Annotated in this window: 2 protein-coding genes; one reads left to right on the top strand and one right to left on the bottom strand. The window is 71.5% G+C overall.

All coding sequences use genetic code 11. The features are described from left to right. Window positions 1-23: 23 nt before the first annotated feature. Window positions 24-1058 carry a hypothetical protein gene (locus tag ACX9TP_RS37565; protein ID WP_482975475.1) on the top strand — a complete coding sequence of 345 codons (1035 nt, stop codon included), beginning with the start codon at window positions 24-26 and terminating at the stop codon, window positions 1056-1058. A gap of 30 nt (window positions 1059-1088) precedes the next feature. Here ACX9TP_RS37565 and ACX9TP_RS37570 read toward each other — a convergent pair whose 3' ends face one another. Then, window positions 1089-20603: a non-ribosomal peptide synthase/polyketide synthase gene (locus ACX9TP_RS37570; protein WP_482975476.1), complete on the bottom strand. Its 19515-nt coding sequence runs from the start codon at window positions 20601-20603 to the stop codon at window positions 1089-1091. Window position 20604: the final 1 nt, after the last annotated feature.

Genomic DNA, 20604 nt, shown 5'->3' on the forward strand with positions numbered 1-20604 from the left:
AAAGTCACGAGGGACGCATCGCAATGGATGAAGAGGTTTCGCTGGTCGGCTTCACGGAGGACTTCCATCTCAACGGCGTCCTCATCGGCTTCCTGGGACTGTTCCAGATGGTCTTCCCCGGCCGCCTCCGGGCCTGCTACCTGCTGGGCAGTCACGCGACGAGCGAGGCCGTGGGCGACAGCGACGTCGACCTCACGCTGGTCCTCAAGGGCCGGTTCCAGCCGGGCGAGCGGGAGCGCTTCCGCCGCTTCCGCAGGAACCTGGGCCCGCTGATGACGCTCCCGCTGGATGCGAACGTCGTGGAGGAGGAGGAGCTGCTCACGGAGGGGACGGTCAACCTCAAGCGCACCTCGCTGCTGCTGGCGGGCGAGGACCTCCGGGAGCGCATCCCCCTGATGCCGCTGGAGCAGTGGGTGCGCTACTGCATGCACCGGCCCTACGTCTTCATCGAGCGCGCCCGCTCGCGCGGCGAGGGCGAGCCCCTGCGGTACCCGCTGGAGTATCCGGACCCGCGCGGCGAGCTGTACGGCTATGACCACCGCGAGGTGCAGGACGCCCAGGGCCAGTCGCACCGGGGCTTCAAGGAGCTGGTCACCCTGGCGTGCCGGCTCGCGACGGTGGACGTGGCCGTGAAGGCGGGCGGGTACACGTACTCCAAGCGCGAGGCAATCGAAGCGCACCGCGCGCTGGTGAACGACGTCTGGACACCCCTCTACGAGCAGATCTACGCGGCCCGCACGCGCTGGGGCTACCGGGTGCCGGAGGCGGCGGAGGACCGGGAGCACCTGCGCTCGCTCTGCGCGAGGATGTTGGAAGCGGAGAACCATTTCCTGGGCCTCTACAAGGACTACCTGCTGGCCGAGCTGCGGCGGGGAGAGGTGAAGGACCGCGTGCAGGCGGCCCGGCGACTGGGGGACATCTTCTACCCGGGCGACGAGGTGCCCGCGGCCCTGAAGGCACTTGGGGAAGCGCCGGAGCCGGAGCTTCGCGAGGCGGCGGCGGAGTCGCTCCGTCGCCTCGAGAAGTACGGCCCCCGTCCTGGCACGCCGACGGCCTGAGCCGCGCCGCCGGCGCCGGACGGGCGGGGCCTACCCGGCCTGGAGCACGGGTCCGGACCGGACCTGCTCCAGCAGCGCGGTGAGCTTCGCCGCCAGCGCCTCCACGTGCGGCATGGCGATGAGGGTGAAGTGGTCGCCGGGAATCTCGGCCACCTCCACCCCGCCCCGCGCCACCGCGCCCCAGCCCAGGTCCGCCTCCAGCCCGGCCGGTGACTCGGCGGCGCGCAGCAGCACCAGCGAGCCGCCATAGGGCCCGGGCACGTACGCCCGCGCGGCCCGCCGGTTGCGCGCGAACAGCCGCCACAGCCCGCGCAGCTCGTCGCACGCCTCCTCGTCGAGGCCCAGCGCCGCGCCGGACGCGCCCTCGAGCAGCGAGCGCAGCTCCACCGCGTCCACCAACTCCAGGACCTCGGCCGCCCTCGGGTGGACGCCCGACAGCCGGGACAGGTGGTCGGCGAACTCCAGGGTCTGCTGCCACTCCTCCTCGGGCGCGGCCTCGTCCTGGCTGCTCGCGTCGATGACCACGAGCAGGCCCACCTGCTCGCCGCGCGCCTCGAGCTGCCGCGCCATCTCGTAGGCGACGCGCCCGCCCAGCGACCAGCCGCCGAGCAGGTACGGCCCCTCGGGCTGCACCTCACGCACGGCCTCCAGGTAGCGGGTGGCCATCTCCGCCACCGTCTCCCCGGCCCCGCTCGCGGGCACCTGCAGCCCGTAGAAGGGCTGCTCCGGCGGCAGGCGCCGCGCCAGCTCCAGGTAGCCCAGCACGCTGCCCCCCACCGGGTGCATGCAGAAGAAGGGCCGGGCCTCGCCGCCCTTCCTCAACGTCACCAGCGGCGAGTCCGAGGACGTGCCCGCTTCGATGCGCGCGGCCAGCCCCTCCAGCGTCGGCGCCTCGAACAAATCGATGACAGCGAGCTGCACGTCGAACAGCGAGCGCACGCGCGCCACCACCTGCGTGGCCAGCAGCGAGTGGCCGCCCAGGTCGAAGAAGTCGTCGTGCACTCCCACGCGGGGCACGGCGAGCAGCTCCTGCCAGAGCGCCGCCAGCCGCCGCTCCGTCTCCGTGCGCGCCGCCACGTACGACGTCTCCGCCTTCACGCGCGACGGGGCCGGCAGCGCCTTGCGGTCCACCTTGCCGTTGGACGTCAGCGGCAGCGCCTCCAGCACCACGAAGGCGGAGGGCACCATGTAGTCCGGCAGCAGCGCGGCCAGGTCCTCGCGCAGCCCCGCCTCAGTCAGGGTGCTTCCCGGCTTCGCCACCACGTAGGCCACCAGCTGCTTGCCGCCGGCCTCGTCGCGGGCCACCACGACGCACTCGCCCACGCCCGCGTGCTGGCCGAGCGTGGCCTCCACCTCGCCCAGCTCCACGCGGTAGCCGCGAATCTTCAGCTGGTGGTCCACGCGGCCGAGGAACTCGATGCGGCCGCCCTCCAGCCAGCGCACGCGGTCTCCCGTGCGGTACAGCCGCGCCCCGGCCACGCCACTGAAGCCGTCCGGGACGAAGCGCTCGGCGGTGAGGTCCGGCCGTCCCACGTAGCCACGGCCCACGCTCTCGCCGCCGACGAACAGCTCACCCGGCACGCCCGGAGGCACCGGCTGGCCGTACCCGTCCAGCACGTACACCCGCACGTTGCCCAGCGGCATGCCCAGCGGCACCGTCTGCGAGCCCGGCACGCGCGCGCCGCGCTCCACCCGCGCCGACAACACACCCACCGTCGTCTCCGTCGGGCCGTAGTGGTTGAACACCTCGCACTCCGGCATCAGCGCGTGGACGCGCTCCACCAGCGCCCACTCGGACTTGTCGCCGCCCAGCACCAGCCGCTTGTGAGGCAGCAGTGCCTGCGCGTCGTCCGCCGCCAGCAGCGCCTCCAGGTGGGTGGGGACAATCTTGAGCCCCTCCACCCGGTGCTCCCGTCCATACGCCGCCATGAGCCCGGCGTCGGAGGCCGTGTCCTTGGCCACCAGGTGCACCGTGCCACCCGCGCACAGCGTGGGGAACAGCGCCGTGTGGCCCAGGTCCGCCGCCAGCGTCGACACCGAGGCGAAGCTCATGCCCTGGGGCAGCTCCAGCCGCCGGCTCACGCCCGCCACGTAGCAGGCGAGCTGCCCGTGCTCGATGCACACGCCCTTGGGCAGGCCCGTGCTCCCCGAGGTGTAGATGACGTACGCCGCGTTGCCGGGCACCACGCCGCTGACCGGCGCCTCTTCCGGCTGCGACTCCAGCAGTCCGTCGCCGGCATCCAGGCTGACCAGGAACTCGCCCTGCGAGGGCAGCTCGTTGGCCAGCGCCTCCTCGGTGACGATGACCTGCACCCGCGCGTCCTGGAGGACGTGCCGCACGCGCTCGCTGACGTGCGAGTGCGCCGGGTCCAGCGCCACGTAGGCGCCGCCCGCCTTGAGGATGCCCAGCAGGCCCACCATGGCGTGCGCGCGCCGCTCCACGAACAGGCCCACGCGCGTCTCCGGCTCCACGCCCAGCGCCTTCAGCCAGTGCGCGAGCTGGTTCGCCCGCCGCTCCAGCTCCGCGTAGGTGAGCCGCTCATCGCCGGCCACCACCGCCAGCGCGTCCGGCACCCGCGCCGCCTGCTCGGAGACGAGCTCGTGGATGCAGCGGCGCGCGTAGGGCGCCGCGGTGTCGTTCCACTCCACCAACACCCGGTGGCGCTCCGCGTCCGAAAGCAGCGGGAGCGCGGACAGCCGCTGCCGTCCGCCTTCCGCCACCACGCCCTCCAGCAGTCGCTGGAAGCGCTGGGCCAGGAGCGCCAGGGTGGGCTCGTCGAACAGGTCCATGCTGTACATCCACGTGATGACCAGGCCGTCCGGGCGGGGATTCACCAGCACCGTCAGGTCCAGCTTCGCGGTGGCGGGGTCGGCGCCCTCCGCGCTCACCTTGAGGCCGGGCAGCTCCAGCGCGGACACCGGCATGTTCTGGAGCACGAACTTCACCTGGAACAGCGGCGCGTGCGCGGTGCTGCGGTCCGGGTTGATGGCGCGCACCACCTCCTCGAAGGGGAGGTCCTGGTGGGCGTACGCGTCCATCGACACCTGCTTCGCCTGGGCCAGCAGCGAGGTGAAGGCAGGGTCCCCCTCCATCCGCAGGCGCATGACGAGCTGGTTGATGAAGAAGCCGATGAGCGGCTCCGTCTCCGCGTGGTTGCGGTTGGCCACGTCCGTGCCCACCACCACGTCCGTCTGGCCGCTGTAGCGGTGCAGCAGCGACTGGAAGCCCGCCAGCAGCACCATGAAGAGCGTGGCGCCCTCGCGCTGGGCCAGCGCCTCCAGCCCCTTGGCGAGCTCCGCGCTCATCATCGACACGTGCGTGCCGCCGCGGTAGGTGCGCACCGCCGGCCTCGGGCGGTCCGCCGGCAGCTCCAGCGTGGAGGGCGCGCCGTCGAGCTGCTTCTTCCAGTAGTCGAGCTGCGCCTCCAGCGCCGCGCCCTGGAGGTGCTGCCGCTGCCAGGCCGCGTAGTCCGCGTACTGCACCGCCAGCTCCGGCAGGGGCGAGGGCTTGCCCTCGCGGTAGGCCGCGTAGAGCGTCACCACCTCGCGCACCAGCACGCCCATGGACCAGCCGTCCGAGACGATGTGGTGCATGGTCAGCAGCAGCAGGTGCACGTCCTCGCTCAGCCACAGCAGCGTGGCGCGCACGAGCGGGCCCCGGGACAGGTCGAACGGCCGGCGCGCCTCCTCTTCCTGGAGCCGCAGCGCCTCCTGCTCGCGCAGGGCCTGGGGCACCGCGCGCAGGTCCACCCGCGCCAGCGGCATCTGCACGCCCGACTGCACCACCTGCGCGGGGCCGTCCTCGCCATGGTGGAACGTGGTGCGCAGCGACTCGTGCCGGCGCACCACCTCCTGGAAGGCCTGGTCCATGGCCTCCACCTCCAGCGCGCCTTCGATCTTCACCGCGATGGGGATGTTGTAGAAGGGCATGCCCGGCTCGAGCTGGTCCAGGAACCAGAGCCGCTGCTGCGCGAAGGACAGGGGCATGCGCTCCTGTCGCGGCATGGGCCGCGGGGTGCCCCCCTGGAGCTCGCCGCCGCGCCCGGCGAGGGCGTCCACGCGCTCGGCCTGCTCGGCCAGGGTGCGGGCCTCGAAGATGGCGCGCAGGGGCAGCTCCACCTCGAAGCCCTGGCGGATGCGTGACAGCAGCTGGGTGGCCACCAGCGAGTGGCCGCCGAGCTCGAAGAAGCTGTCGCTCGCCCCCACCCGCTCCACGCCGAGCAGCTCGCTCCAGATGGCCGCGAGCCGCCGCTGCGTGTCGGTGGTCAGCGCGACATGGGACTCCTCGTCGCGCAGCAGCTCCGGCGCCGGGAGCGCCTGCCGGTCCACCTTGCCGCTGGAGCTGAGCGGCAGCGAAGCCAGGCCGACGAACGCCGAGGGCACCATGTACTCGGGCAGCCGCGTCTGGAGGAAGGCGCGCAGCTCGGCCGCGGTGAGCGCCGCGTCGCCGACGTGGTAGGCCACCAGGCGCCGCAGGCCCGGCGAGTCCTCGCGCACCAGCGCCACGGCCTCGCGCACGCCGGGGTGCCGCAGGAGCACGGCCTCCACCTCACCCAGCTCCACGCGGTAGCCGCGCAGCTTCACCTGGTTGTCCAGGCGGCCGAGGAACTCGATGGAGCCCTCGGGCAGCCAGCGCACCAGGTCACCGGTGCGGTACAGCCGGGCGCCGGGGTCGCCGCTGAACGGGTCCGGGATGAAGCGCTCCGCGGTCAGCTCGGGCCGGCCGAGGTAGCCCCGGGCCACGCCCGTGCCGCCGACGTACAGCTCACCGGGCAGGCCGGTGGCCACGGGCCGCAGGTGCGCGTCCAGCACGTACACCCGGGCGTTGGTGATGGGCTGGCCGATGGTGGGCCGCGCCGCGTCCACGTCCGCGCTCAGGGTGGCGCAGATGGTGGTCTCCGTGGGCCCGTAGGCGTTGATGAACCGCCGGCCCGGCCGCCAGCGCGCCACGACGTCCGGCGTGCAGGCCTCGCCCGCGGCGACGACGACCTTCAGCGCGGGGAGCGCATCGGGCGACAGCTGGGCCAGCACGGACGGCGTGAGCGTCAGGGTGGTGATGGCCTGCTCGGCGAGCAGCGTCCGCAGCGGCGTGCCGGGCATCAGGCTCTCGCGGCTCGCCAGGTGCAGGCGGGCGCCGGAGATGAGGGCCGGGAACATCTCCCAGACGGAGGCGTCGAAGCCGCTGGAGAAGAACTGGAGCACCCGCTTGCCGGGGCCAATCTCCATGGCGTCGACGCAGGCCAGGGCGGTGTTGGTCAGCCCGCGGTGCTCCAGCATCACCCCCTTGGGCGTGCCCGTGGAGCCGGAGGTGAAGATGACGTAGGCGAGGTGATGCCCCTCCGCCCCGCCCTCGAGGTCCCGCTCCGGGTAGCGCTCCACGCGGTCCCAGTCCACGTCCAGGCACAGGGTGTGGGCGGCGCGGTGGCTGAGCTGGTCCGCCAGCGACTCCTGCGTCAGCAGCAGCGGGGCGCGGGCCTCGTCGGCGATGAGCTCGAGCCGGTCCTCCGGCAGCGCCGGGTCCAGCGGGACGTAGGTGGCCCCGGACTTGAGGATGCCGAGCACGCCCACCATCAGCTCCAGCGAGCGGTCGACATGGAGGGCCACGAGGACGTCCGGCACCACGCCGCGCGCGCGCAGGTAGTGCGCGAGCTGGTTGGCGCGGCCGTTGAGCTCCGCGTAGGTGAGCTCCTGGCCCTCGAAGGAGACGGCGACGGCGTCCGGCGTGCGGCGCACCTGTGCCTCGAAGAGGCGGTGGACGGGCTCGGCCGTGACGGGCCGGGCGGTGTCGTTCCAGGCGCGCAGGAGCTGCTCACGCTCGGCATGGCCGAGCATCGGCAGCGAGGCCAGGGGGTGCTCGGGCGACTCGACCAGGGCCTCAACGAGCGCCCGCAGGTGGCTGCCCATGCGGGCGATGGTGGCCGGCTCGAACAGGTCGGTGGCGTACGACAGGGCACCCGAGAAGCCCTCGGGCGAGTCCACCAGCGACAGCGTCAGGTCGAACTGGGTGGTGGGGTCCTCCAGCGCGAGCGGCCGCAGCGACAGTCCCGGCAGGACGCGGGCGATGGGCTCCTCGGGGTTGAGGACGAACCACGCCTGGAAGAGCGGGTTGCGGCTGAGGTCTCGCTCCGGACGCAGCTCGTCGACGAGCCGCTCGAAGGGGACGTCCTGGTGGGCGTGGACGCCGAGCGTCACCTCGCGGACACGGGCGAGCAGCTCCCGGAAGGAGTGCTGGCCCGACAGGCGGGTGCGCAGCACCAGGGTGTTGATGAAGAAGCCGATGACGCCTTCCAGCTCGAGCCGGCCACGGCCCGCGCCGGGGGAGCCCACGCTGAGGTCCTCCTGGCCCGAGTAGCGGAACAGGAGGGACTGGAAGGCGGCGAGCATCACCATGAAGGGCGTGGCGCCCTCGCGCTGGCCGAGCGCCTTGAGGCGGTCCGCCAGCTCGCGAGGCAGCGACACCGGGTGGCTGGCGCCACGGGAGGACTGCACGGCCGGGCGGGGCTTGTCGGTGGGCAGCTCCAGCGCGGGCGGAGCGCCTGCGAGCTGGTCCTTCCACCAGGCCAGCCGCGACTCGAGGGCCGCGCCCTGGAGCCACGTGCGCTGCCACACGGCGTAGTCCGCGTACTGGATGGGCAGCGGAGGCAGCGACGCCTCACCGCCACGGCGCCGGGCCTCGTAGAGCGCGGCGAGGTCACGGACGAGTACCTGGGTGGACCAGCCGTCGAAGACGATGTGGTGCACGGTGAGCACCAGCACATGGGAGTGCTCACCGAGCCGCAGCAGCAGGGTGCGCAGCAGCGGGCCCTTGCGGAGGTCGAAGGGCCGCTGGGCTTCCTGCGTGGCCTGGCGCAGGGCCTCGGCCTCGCGCTCGGCTTCGGGGACGTGGCGCAGGTCGGCCAGCGTCAGGGCGGGCTCTGCCTCGGGGGAGATGACCTGCCAGACCTGCCCGGCCTCACCGGCGAAGGAGGTGCGCAGGGCTTCATGGCGCTGATGCAGCGCGTGGAGCGCCTGCCGGAGCGCGCTCACGTCGAGCGCTCCCTCCAGCTGGAAGACGGCCGGGATGTTGTAGCGCGAGCCGCCCGGAGCGAGCTGTTCCAGGAACCACAGTCGCTGCTGGGCGAAGGAGAGCGGCAGCGGTCGCGAGCGGTCCGCGGGGGTGAGCGGCGGCGCCAGCGTCTCCGGAGCCAGCGCGCTGCGCTGGAGGAGGGAGGCCAGCTCCGCCACCGTGGGTGCCTCGAAGAGGGCCTTGAGGGGCAGCTCGACGTCGAGCGCCTCTCGGATGCGGGAGATGGCGCGGGTGGCGAGCAGGGAGTGGCCGCCCAGCTCGAAGAAGCTGTCGTTCACGCCGACCTGCTCCGTGCCCAGCACCTGGGCCCAGACTCCGGCCAGGGTCTGCTCCACCTCCGTGCGCGGCGCCACGTACTCGCGCGCCCGCTCCAGCAGCGCGCCTTCCGGATCCGGCAGCGCCTTTCGGTCCACCTTGCCGTTGGACGTCAGCGGCAGCGCCTCCAGCGCGATGAACGCGGAGGGCACCATGTACTCGGGCAACCGGAGGCCGAGGGCCTCGCGCAGCGCGCTCACATCGAGGGACTCGGGGGTGTGAGCCACGACGTAGGCCACGAGGCGCTTGTCGCCCGCGCCCTGCCCCTTCGCCACCACCACCGCTTCCTTCACCGCCGGGTGCGCCCTCAGCGCTCCTTCCACTTCCCCCAGCTCGATTCGGAAGCCCCTCACCTTCACCTGCGTGTCCGCTCGGCCCAGGAACTCCAGCACCCCGTCCGGGCGCCACCGTGCCAAATCCCCCGTGCGGTACATCCGCTCTCCGCCCACCGTCCCGTGCGGGTCCGGCACGAAGCGCTCCGCCGTCTGCTCCGCACTGCCGATGTACCCCCGCGCCACTCCCTCTCCCGCCGCGTACAGCTCTCCCGCCACTCCCACCGGCACCGGCTTCAACGCCGCGTCCAGCACGTACACCCGCGTGTTGCCAATCGGCCGCCCAATCGCCACCACCTCCCCTACCTGCTGCGCCTCCGTCATCCGGTGGCAGCTGGTGAAGAGGGTGTTTTCCGTCGGGCCGTAGCAGGCCGTCACCGGCACTCCCAGCTCCTCCACCACCCGCTTCACGTGCGGCGCCGACACCACGTCCCCGCCCGTCAGCAGCTGGTGCAGTCCCCTCAATACCTCCACGTCCGCGTCCACCACCTGCGCGAAGAGTCCCGCCGTCAGGTGCAGCGTCGTCACCCCCTGCCCCTTCACCACCCTCTTCAGCTGCTCCACGTCTCCCACCGGCCCCGCCGGGTACACCACCAGCCGGGCTCCATTCAGCAGGCTGCCCCATACCTCCAGCGTCGACGCGTCGAAGGACACGGGTGCAATGAGAAGCAGCGTCTCCTCGGGCCCCAGCCGCGCGTAGTTGGCGCCCTTCACCGTGCGCAGCACGCTGCGCTGCTCCGTCCCCACGCCCTTCGGCTTGCCCGTGCTTCCCGAGGTGAAGTCCACGTACGCCAGGTTGCGTCCGCCCACTCCACTGCGAGGCGCATGCTTCGGCTGCTGGGCCAGCTGCGCCTGCACTTCCTCCAGCAGCACGCACTCCAGCCCCTCCACCGGCAGCCGCTCCGCCAGCGCGCGCTTCGTCACCACCACGCGCGGCTTCGCCTCTTCCACCATCTGCTCCAACCGTGCGCGCGGGTAGTCCACCTCCAGCGGCACGTACGCCCCGCCAGACTTGGCAATGGCCACCAGCGCCACCACCACCTCCACCGAGCGCTCCACGCACAGCCCCACCCGCTCCTCGGGGCCCACTCCCTTGCCTCGCAGGTAGTGCGCCAGCTGATTCGCGCGTTCCTCCAGCTGCCCGTACGTCAGCTTCTCTTCTCCGCACTCCACCGCCACCGCGTCCCGCCTCACCGCCACCTGACGCTCGAACTCCTCCGCGATGCTCGACTCGCGCGCATACTCCTGCGCCGTCGCATTCCACTCCACCAACACCTGCTGGCGCTCCGTCTCCGTCAGCAGCGGAGTCTCGTCGAGCCGCTGGTCAGCGCGGGCCACCAGTCCCAGCAGCGCCGCCTTCCACTGCTTCAGCAGCACGTCCATGCCGTGCTGCTCGAAGCGCGGCGTCTCGTAGACGAGCTTCAGCTTCAACCGGGAGCCCGGCATCGCCGACAGCGTGAGCGCGTAGTTCGTCCGCTCCTTCGAGCGGACATCCCGCACATCCCAGCGGCTCGCACGCCCCTTGAGCGACTCATCGACAGGGTAGTTCTCGAAGATGAGCAAGCTGTCGAAGAGCGGCTGACCGCGAGGCACGTCGCTCCAGCCCTGCACCTGCACCAGCGGGCTCTGCTCGAACTGCTGCTGAGCCGCCTGCTGGTGCTGGAGCCCCTTCAACCACTCCGCCACGACCTCGGTTCCAGGCAGGCGCACCCGGACCGGCAGCGAGTTGATGAAGAGCCCCACCATGCCTTCCACGCCTTCGAGCTCCGCGGGGCGTCCCGCCACCGTCGCGCCGAAGACGACTTCGGACTCGCCCGCATGCCTGCCCAGCACCAGCGCCCAGGCGCCCTGGGTCAGCGTGTTCACAGTGACCTGATGGCGCTGTGCGAAGCCCTGCACCGCCGACGTCTCCTCCTCGGTCAGCTGAAGCGCCAGCTCCTCCTGTCCCGTCTGGCCCTTGCCCACCCGCGCTTCCAGCGGAAGCCGCGTCGGCGAGCTCACGCCCTGGAGCGCCTCGCGCCAGTACGTCTCCGCCTTCTTCGAGTCCTGCCTCGACAACCACCCGATGTACTCGCGGTACGCCGAGCGCGTCCGGCCTCGCGCCTCGCCGCCAGTGACCAGTGCCTCGTACGTGGTGAAGACCTCCTCCAGCACGAGCCCCAGGCTCCACCCGTCCAGCAGCAGGTGGTGGTGACTCCAGACGCACCGCCACCCCTCATCGCCCAGCTTCATCACCGCCATGCGCATCAGCGGCGCCTTGCCCAGCTCGAAGCCCTGGTGGCTGTCCGCCTTCAGGTACTCGTCCAGCGCGCGCTGCTGCTGCTCGCGGCCGAGGTTGCTCCAGTCACGCTCCTCCCACGGCAGCTGGACCGCCCGGTGCACCACCTGCAGCGGATCCTCCAGGCCCTCCCAGACGAAGCGGGTGCGCAGCACCGGGAGCCGCTCCACCACCAGCTCCCACGCGCGCTTGAGGGCCTCCACCTTCAGCCCGCCGCGCACCTCCCACGCCAGCTGCTCCACGTACACGCCGCTGCCGGTCTCCAGCAGCGAGTGGAACAGCAGGCCCTGCTGCAGCGGAGACAGCGGATAGACGTCCTCCACGCCTTCGCCACGCCCCAGCACCTTCTCCAGCTGCTCCCGGCTCGCCTTCACCAGCGGGAAGTCCGCCGCCGTCCACAGCCCCGCGTCCGCGTCCGCGCGCTGCTGCACCAGCCGCCGCAACTCCTTCGCGAAGTGTCCCGCCAGCGCCTCCACGGTTTCGCGCCGGTGCAGGCCCTGGCTGTAGTCGATGGCCACTTCCAGCCGGCCGCCCACCACCAGCCCATTCACGCCCAGCACGTGCCCGCGCTTCTCTCCCGCCGCCTGCGCCGCTCCCGCCTTCTCCTTCGCCGGGGCAAACCGCCTCGACTGCGCCGCCACTCCGTCCACCTGGCCCAGGTAGTTGAAGACGACTTCCGCCTTGGGCAGCGCACCCAGCTTGCGCCGCGCTTCTTCACTGCCCAGGTACTTCAGCAGTCCATACCCCAGGCCCTTGCCGGGCACTCGGCGCACTGACTCCTTCACCGCGCGCACCCATGCCCCCGCTGCCTCCTGCGCGGGCGCTTCCACCACCACAGGGTAGAGGCTGGTGAACCACCCCACCGTGCGCGACACGTCCAGCCCGACTTCCTCTTCGCGCCCGTGCCCTTCCAGCTCCACACGCACGCGCTCCAGGCCCTTCCACTTCTTCAACGCCGAGGCCAGCGCGGCCAGCAGCACCTCGTCCACGCGAGCGCGGTAGGCCCCGGGCACTTCTCTCAAGAGCGCGCCCGTCTCCTCGCGGCTCAGCTCCAGCCGCACCTCTCCCTCCAACCCCGTCTCATTCCTCCCGCCCGCCTCGTCCACCGGCAGCCCTGCCACCGGCTTCGCCCCCTGCTCCTCCCAGTACCCAACCTCCCCTTCCACCTGCCCCGCGTACTCCCCCAGCTTCTTCGCCCACTGCTGGTACGAGGCCGTCTTCGGCCCCAGCTCCACTTCTTCTCCCCGGCTGGCCTGCTCGCACGCCCTCTCCACGTCCTCCACCACCACCCGCCACGACACCCCGTCCACCACCAGGTGGTGCACCACCACCAGCAGTCGCCTCCCCGCCTCTCCCAGCTCGAAGAGCACCGCCCTCACCAGCAGACCCTTCTCCAGCTCCAGGCCCCCCTGCACTCCCGTCGCCACCCGCTCCAGCTCCGCGGCCCTTGCCCCTGCTTCCACTCCCCGCAGGTCCACCTGCTCCAGCTTCAGGCTCCCCGCCTCTTCCACCCCGGCGTTGCGCTGACGCCACTTCCCTTCCACCTGCTCGAAGCGCATCCGCAGCGCGTCGTGGTGCTTCACCACCGCACCCAGTGCCTTCTCCAGCGCCGACGCTTCCGTCCCCGCCTTCACCTCCAGCAGCACGGCCTGGTTGCTGTGGCTCGGCTTCTTCCACGCCTCATCCAGGAAGCTCCTCTGGATGGGCGTCAGCTCGACGGGCCCCTCCACCGGCCCCTGCGCCGCCACGGCCACCGCCGCCTTCGCGATCTGCGCCAGCTCCTCCACCGTCTGCCGCTGGAAGAGCTGCTTCGGCGTCACCTCCAGGCCCGCCCTGCGCGCACGTGCCACCACCTGCAGGCTCAGGATGGAGTCGCCACCCAGCTCGAAGAAGTTGTCCTGCACGCCGACCCGGTCGAGCCCCAGCACCTGCGCCCAGACCTCCGCCAGCGTCTTCTCCATCTCCGTGCGCGGTGCCACGTACCGGCGCGACAGCTCCGGGCGCACGCCCTCCGGCTCCGGCAGCGCCTTGCGGTCCACCTTGCCGTTGGACGTCAGCGGCAGCACGTCCAGTGCCACGAACGCGGACGGCACCATGTACTCGGGCAGGCGGTTCTTGAGCGCCTGACGCAGCTCGCTCACGTCCACCGGCTCGGAGCCGTGGCCCACGACGTAGGCCACCAGTCGCCTGGCGCCAGCGCCCTCTCCCCGGGCCATCACCACGGCATCCTTCACGGCCGGGTGCGCCCTCAGCGCGCCCTCCACCTCGCCCAGCTCGATGCGGAAGCCGCGCACCTTCACCTGCGCGTCCACGCGGCCCACGAACTCCAGGCTGCCGTCCTCGCGCCAGCGCGCGACGTCTCCCGTGCGGTACAGACGGGCTCCCGGCTCGCCGCCGAAAGCATCCGGCACGAAGCGCTCCGCCGTCAGCTCCGGACGGCCCGGGTAGCCCCGAGCCACGCCCACGCCGCCCAGGTACAGCTCACCAGCGACGCCCATCGGAACCAGCGCGCCACGCGCGTCGAGCACGTAGGCGCGCACGTTGGCCAGCGGCCGACCGATGGACGGCATGCGGCCATCCGCCACGCAGTCGGTGAGCGTGGCCACCACCGTGGCTTCCGTGGGGCCGTACGAGTTGACGAAGCGCCGCCCCGGAGCCCAGCGCGCCACCACGTCCGCCGGGAGTGCCTCGCCGCCGGAGATGACCGTGCGCAGCGAGGGCAGTCCCTCGGCCGGCGTCACGGCGAGCGCCGCAGGCGTGAGGCTGAGCACGGTGATGCTCTCGTCCCGCAGCAGCGCCCACAGCGTGTCGCCCGGAATCAGCCGCTCCGAGGGCGCCAGCACCAGCGTGGCCCCCGAGGTCAGCGTGGTGAAGATCTCCTCCACCGACAGGTCGAAGCTCAGGCTCGCGAACTGGAGCATCCGGCTGCCCGGCCCGATGCCGTACGCCACCGCCTCGTGCGTCACCAGGTTGACGACGCTCCGGTGCTCGATGGCGGCGCCCTTGGGGGTGCCGGTGCTGCCGGAGGTGTAGATGACGTACGCCACATTGCCGGCGCTCACGCCGGAGGAGACGCGCTCGGCACTCTCGCGCAGGAGCGCCTCACGCTCCCCGTCCAGGCAGAGCGTGCGCGCCGCGCTCCTGGGGAAGCGCTCCAGCAGCGACGACTGGGTGAGCAGCACCTCCGCGCCGCTGTCCTCCAGCATGAAGGCGAGCCGCTCGCGAGGCAGCAACGGGTCCAACGGCAGGTACGCTCCACCCGCCTTGAGGATGCCGAGCAGCGCCACCGCCTGCTCCAGCGAGCGCTCCAGGCACAGCCCCACCCGGACCTCGGGCCCCACGCCGAGCTGACGCAGGCGCCGGGCAAGCTGGTTGGCCCGCGCATCCAGCTCGCGGTACGTCAGCCGCTGTCCCGCGAGCTCCACCGCCACCGCGTCCGGCGTCCGGTCCACCTGGGCCTCGAAGAGCGAGGACAGGGAGGACTCCGCCGGGAAGGGCGCGCGAGTGCCGCTCCACGACGACAGGACCTGGTGACGGTCGGCGTCGGTCAGCAACGGCACGTCCTCGACGCGCCTGCCAGCGCTGGCCACCAGTCCGAGCAGCGCCACCTTCCACTGCTTCAGCAGCGCGTCCATCCCGTGCTGCTCGAAGCGGGACACGTCGAAGGCGAGCATCAACCGCAGCTGCTTGTCGGGAATCACCGACAGGGTGAGCGGGTAGTTCGTCCGCTCCTTCACTCGGACGTCCCGCACTTCCCAGCGGTTGGCGCGGCCCTTCAGCGACGAGTCGATGGGGTAGTTCTCGAAGACGAGCAGGCTCTCGAAGAGCGACTGGCCGCGAGGCACCTCGCTCCAGCCCTGCACCCGCACCAGCGGGCTCTGCTCGTACTGCCGCTGCTCCGACTGCTGCTCCTGCTGCGCCTTCAGCCAGGACTCCACCGACTCGCCGCCGCCGAGCTTCACCCGGACCGGCAGCGTGTTGATGAATAGCCCCACCATGCCTTCCACGCCCTCGAGCTCCGCGGGGCGGCCCGCCACCGTGGCGCCGAAGACCACTTCCGATTCGCCCGCGTGCCGGCCCAGCACCAGCGCCCACGCGCCCTGCGCCAGCGTGTTCACCGTCACCTGGTGGCGCTGCGCGAAGCCGTGCACCGCCGACGTTTCCTGCTCCGTCAGCTGGAGCGTCAGCTCCTCCTGCGCCATCGGCTTCTGGCTGCGAGCCTCCAGCGGCAGCCGCGTCTGGGCGCTCACGCCCTTGAGGGCCTCGCGCCAGTAGGCTTCCGCCTTCTTCGAGTCCTGCTTCGCCAGCCAGGCGATGTACTCGCGGTACGCCGAGCGCGTCCGGCCTCGCGTCTCGCCGCCAGTGACCAGCGCCTCGTACGTGCTGAAGACCTCCTCCAGCACGAGGCCGAGGCTCCACCCATCCAGCAGCAGGTGGTGGTGGCTCCACACGCAGCGCCACCCCTCCTCGCCCAGCTTCATCAGCGCCATGCGCATCAGCGGCGCCTTCTCCAGCTCGAAGCCACGCTGGGCGTCTTCCTGGAGATAGGCGTCCAGCGCTTGCTGCTGGCCTTCACGGCTCAGGCCCGTCCAGTCGCGCTCATCCCAGGGCAACCGGACTGCCCGGTGCACCACCTGCAGCGGCGCCTCCAGGCCTTCCCATGCGAAGCCGGTGCGCAGCACGGGCAGCCGCTCCACCACCAGCTCCCACGCGCGCTTGAGGGCCTCCACCTTCAACCCGCCGCGCACTTCCCACGCCAGCTGCTCCACGTACACGCCGCTGCCGGTCTCCAGCAGCGAGTGGAACAGCAGGCCCTGCTGCAGCGGAGACAGCGGATAGACGTCCTCCACGCCTTCGCCACGCCCCAGCACCTTCTCCAGCTGCTCCCGGCTCGCATTCACCAGCGGGAAGTCCACCGTCGTCCACAGCCCTGCGTCCGACTCCTGCTTCTCGCGCAGCAGCTTCTTCAGCTGCGCCTCGTACTCCTTCACCAGCGCGTCGATGCTCTCGCGGTGATGCAGCTCGCGGCTGTACTCGATGGCCACTTCCAGCCGGCCACCCACCACCAGCCCATTCACGCCCAGCACGTGCCCGCGCTTCTCGCCCGCCGCTTGCGCCGCTCCCGCCTTCTCCTTCGCCGGGGCAAACCGCCGCGACTGCGCCGCCACTCCGTCCACCTGGCCCAGGTAGTTGAAGACGACTTCCGCCTTAGGCAACGCGCCCAGCTTCCTCCGCGCATCTTCACTGCCCAGGTACTTCAGCAGCCCGTACCCCAGACCCTTGCCGGGCACTCGGCGCACCGACTCCTTCACCGCGCGCACCCACGCCCCCGCCGCCTCCTGCGCGGGCGCTTCCACCACCACCGGGTAGAGGCTGGTGAACCACCCCACCGTGCGCGACACGTCCAGCCCGACTTCTTCTTCGCGCCCGTGCCCTTCAAGCTCCACGCGCAGACTCTGCGCGGCCTTGGCGCTGCGCGCCTCGCTCCACTTCGCCAGTGCCGCCATCAGCGCGGCCAGCAGCACCTCGTCCACGCGGGCGCGGTAGGCGCCGGGCACTTCTCTCAAGAGCGCGCCCGTCTCCTCGCGGCTCAGCTCCAGCCGCACCTCTCCCTCCAACCCCGTCTCATTCCTCCCGCCCGCCTCGTCCACCGGCAGCCCCGCCACCGGCTTCGCTCCCTGCTCCTCCCAATAGGCAACCTCCCCTTCCACCTGCCCCGCGTACTCCCCAAGCTTCTTTGCCCACTGCTGGTACGAGGCCGTCTTCGGCCCCAGCTCCACTTCTTCCCCTCGGCTGGCCTGCTCGCACGCCCTCTCCACGTCCTCCACCACCACCCGCCACGACACCCCGTCCACCACCAGGTGGTGCACCACCACCAGCAGCCTCCTCCCCGCCTCTCCCAGCTCGAAGAGCACCGCCCTCACCAGCGGCCCCTTCTCCAGCTCCAGGCCCCCCTGCACTCCCGTCGCCACCCGCTCCAGCTCCGCGGCCCGCGCTCCAGCCTCCACGCTCCGCAGGTCCACCTGCTCCAGCTTCAGGCTCCCCGCCTCCTCCACCCCGGCGTTGCGCTGACGCCACTCGCCTCCCACCCACTCGAAGCGCATCCGCAGCGCGTCGTGGTGCTTCACCACCGCGCCCAGCGCCTTCTCCAGCGCTGACGCCTCGACCTCCTCCCCCACCTCCAACATCAGGGACTGGTTGAAGTGGTGGGCATGGCTCCGCCCCTGCTCGAAGAAGGCGAGCTGAACGGGCGTCAGCTCCACGGGGCCTTCCACCGGCTTCTGCTCTCCGGCCTCCAGCGCCACTTTCGCGACCTGGGCCAGCTCCGCGACCGTCTGCTTCTGGAAGAGCTGCCTCGGGGTGATCTCCAGGCCCGCCCTGCGAGCCCGCGCCACGACCTGGAGCGTGAGGATGGAGTCGCCCCCCAGCTCGAAGAAGTTGTCCTGCACACCGACCCGGTCGATGCCCAGGACCTTCGCCCACACGTCGGCCAGCGTCTCCTCCGCCTCCGTGCGCGGCGCCACGTACTCGCGCGCCAGCTCGGGGCGCACGCCTTCCGGCTCCGGCAGCGCCTTGCGGTCCACCTTGCCGTTGGACGTCAGCGGCAGCGCCTCCAGCGCCACGAAGGCCGACGGCACCATGTACTCGGGCAGCTTCGCCTTGACGTGCTCCCGCAACCCGGAGACGCCGGGCCAGCCTTCCGCCTTCGGCACCACGTAGGCCACGAGGCGCTTGTCGCCCGCGCCCTGCCCCTTCGCCACCACCACCGCTTCCTTCACCGCCGGGTGCGCCCTCAGCGCTCCTTCCACCTCTCCCAGCTCGATTCGGAAGCCCCTCACCTTCACCTGCGTGTCCGCACGGCCCAGGAACTCCAGCACCCCGTCCGGACGCCACCGCGCCATATCCCCCGTGCGGTACATCCGCTCTCCAGCCACCGCACCATGCGGGTCCGGTACGAAGCGCTCCGCCGTCTGCTCCGCGCTGCCGATGTACCCCCGCGCCACTCCCTCTCCCGCCGCGTACAGCTCTCCCGCCACTCCCACCGGCACCGGCTTCAGCGCCCCGTCCAGCACGTACACCCGCGTGTTGCCAATCGGCCGCCCAATCGCCACCACCTCTCCCACCTGCCCCGCCTCCGTCATCCGGTGGCAGCTGGTGAAGAGCGTGTTCTCCGTCGGGCCGTAGCAGGCCGTCACCGGCACTCCCAGCTCCTCCACCACCCGCTTCACGTGCGGCGCTGACACCACGTCCCCGCCCGTCAGCAGCTGGTGCAGTCCCCTCAAAACCTCCACGTCCGCGTCCACCACCTGCGCGAAGAGTCCCGCCGTCAGGTGCAGCGTCGTCACCCCCTGCCCCTTCACCACCCTCTTCAGCTGCTCCACGTCTCCCACCGGCCCCGCCGGGTACACCACCAGCCGGGCCCCGTTCAGCAGGCTGCCCCATACCTCCAGCGTCGACGCGTCGAAGGACACGGGCGCAATCAGAAGCAGCGTCTCCTCAGGCCCCAGCCGCGCGTAGTTGGGCCCCTTCACCGTGCGCAGCACGCTGCGCTGCTCGGTGCCCACGCCCTTCGGCTTGCCCGTGCTTCCTGAGGTGAAGTCCACGTACGCCAGGTTGCGTCCGCCCACCCCACTCCGAGGCGCGTGCTTCGGCTGCTGCGCCAGCTGCGCCTGCACCTCCTCCAGCAGCACGCACTCCAGCCCCTCCACCGGCAGACGCTCCGCCAGCGCGCGCTTCGTCACCACCACGCGCGGCTTCGCCTCCTCCACCATCTGCTCCAACCGCGCTCGCGGGTAGTCCACCTCCAGCGGCACGTACGCCCCGCCAGACTTGGCGATGGCCACCAGCGCCACCACCAACTCCACCGAGCGCTCCACGCACAGCCCCACCCGCTCCTCGGGGCCCACTCCCTTGCCTCGCAGGTAGTGCGCCAGCTGGTTGGCTTTCTCCTCCAGCTGCCCGTACGTCAGCTTCTCTTCCCCACACTCCACCGCCACCGCGTCACGCCTCACCGCCACCTGACGCTCGAACTCCTCGGCGATGCTCGACTCGCGCGCGTACTCCTGCGCCGTCGCATTCCACTCCACCAACACCTGCCGCCGCTCCGTCTCCGTCAGCAGCGACACCTCGGCGAGGCTCCGCTCGGGATTGGCCGCCGCCGCATCCAGGAGCACGCGCAGATGTCCGAGCATCCGCTTCGCGGTCTCCGCGTCGAACAGGTCCGTGCTGTACACGAGCACGGCGCGCAGCCCTTCGGCCTCTTCCTTGAAGAGCAGCTCCAGGTCGAACTTCGCGGACAGGTCGGCCTGCGGCATCGGGGTCAAGGTGAGCCCCGAGACCTCCAGTCGACGAGGCTTCGCCTGCTCCAGGTTCACCATCACCTGGACCAGCGGCGAGTAGCTCAGATTGCGCGCGGGCTTCAGGTCCTCCACCAGCTTCTCGAAGGGCACGTCCTGGTGCGCATACGCGCCCAGGGTGGACTCCTTCACCCGCTTCATCAGGTCGCGGAAGCTCGCCTCCGCGGGCAGCTTCGCGCGCACGACCAGCGTGTTGACGAAGAAGCCGATGAGCCCCTCCAGCTCGGACTGGTGCCGGCCGGAGATGGGCGTTCCGACGCAGATGTCCTCCTGCCCCGAGTAGCGCGCGAGCAGGGCCTTCCACGCCGTCAGCAGCACCATGAACGGAGACATTCCCTCCGCCTGCCCCAGCGCCTTCAGTCGCTCATGGAGGGCACGAGGCAGCAGGGACTCGCAGCTGGCGCCCCGGAAGCTCTGCACCGAGGGCCGCTGCCGGTCCGTCGGCAGCTCCAGCACCGGCGGAGCCCCCGCGAGCTGCTCGCGCCACCATCCGAGCTGCTTCTCCAGCACCGCGCCCTGGAGCCACTCCCGCTGCCACTGCGCATAGTCCGCGTACTGCACCGCCAGCTCGGGCAGCTGGCCCGCCTGGCCGCGTGAGAGGTTCGCGTACAGCAGTCCCATCTCGCGCACCAGCACGTCCATGGACCAGCCGTCCGAGACGATGTGGTGCATCGTGAGCAGCAGCACATGCTCGCGCTCGCCCAGCCGCAGCACCGTGGCCCGCAGGAGCGGACCGCGCGTGAGGTCGAACGGCGTCTGCTGCTCCTCGCGAGCCAGGCGCCGCGATTCCTGCTCCCGAGCCGCCTCGGGCAGCGACGTCAGGTCATGCAGCGTCAGCGCGAGCGGGCCCGGAGGCGGGATGACCTGGAGGGCCTGGCCGTCCTCGTCGCGGAAGACCGTCCTCAGGGACTCGTGACGGCGGAGCAGCTCCGCGAAGCAGCGCTCCAGCGCGGCCACGTCGAGCGAGCCCTCGAGCCTCACGGCCGCCGGCATGTTGTACGTGGGCGTTCCCGGCTCCATGCGGTCCAGGAACCACAGGCGCTGCTGGGCAAACGAGAGCGGGGCCGTGCCGCCCTCACGCGGGCGCGCGGTGATGGCCGGACGCGCCGCCTGGGCGTCCTTCTTGCGAAGCTGGCGGAGGAGCAGGTCTCGCTTCTCGGGCGAGAGAGCCGCGATACGCTGATTGATGTCGCTCATG

It is taken from the genome of Pyxidicoccus sp. M15 (assembly GCF_056858435.1).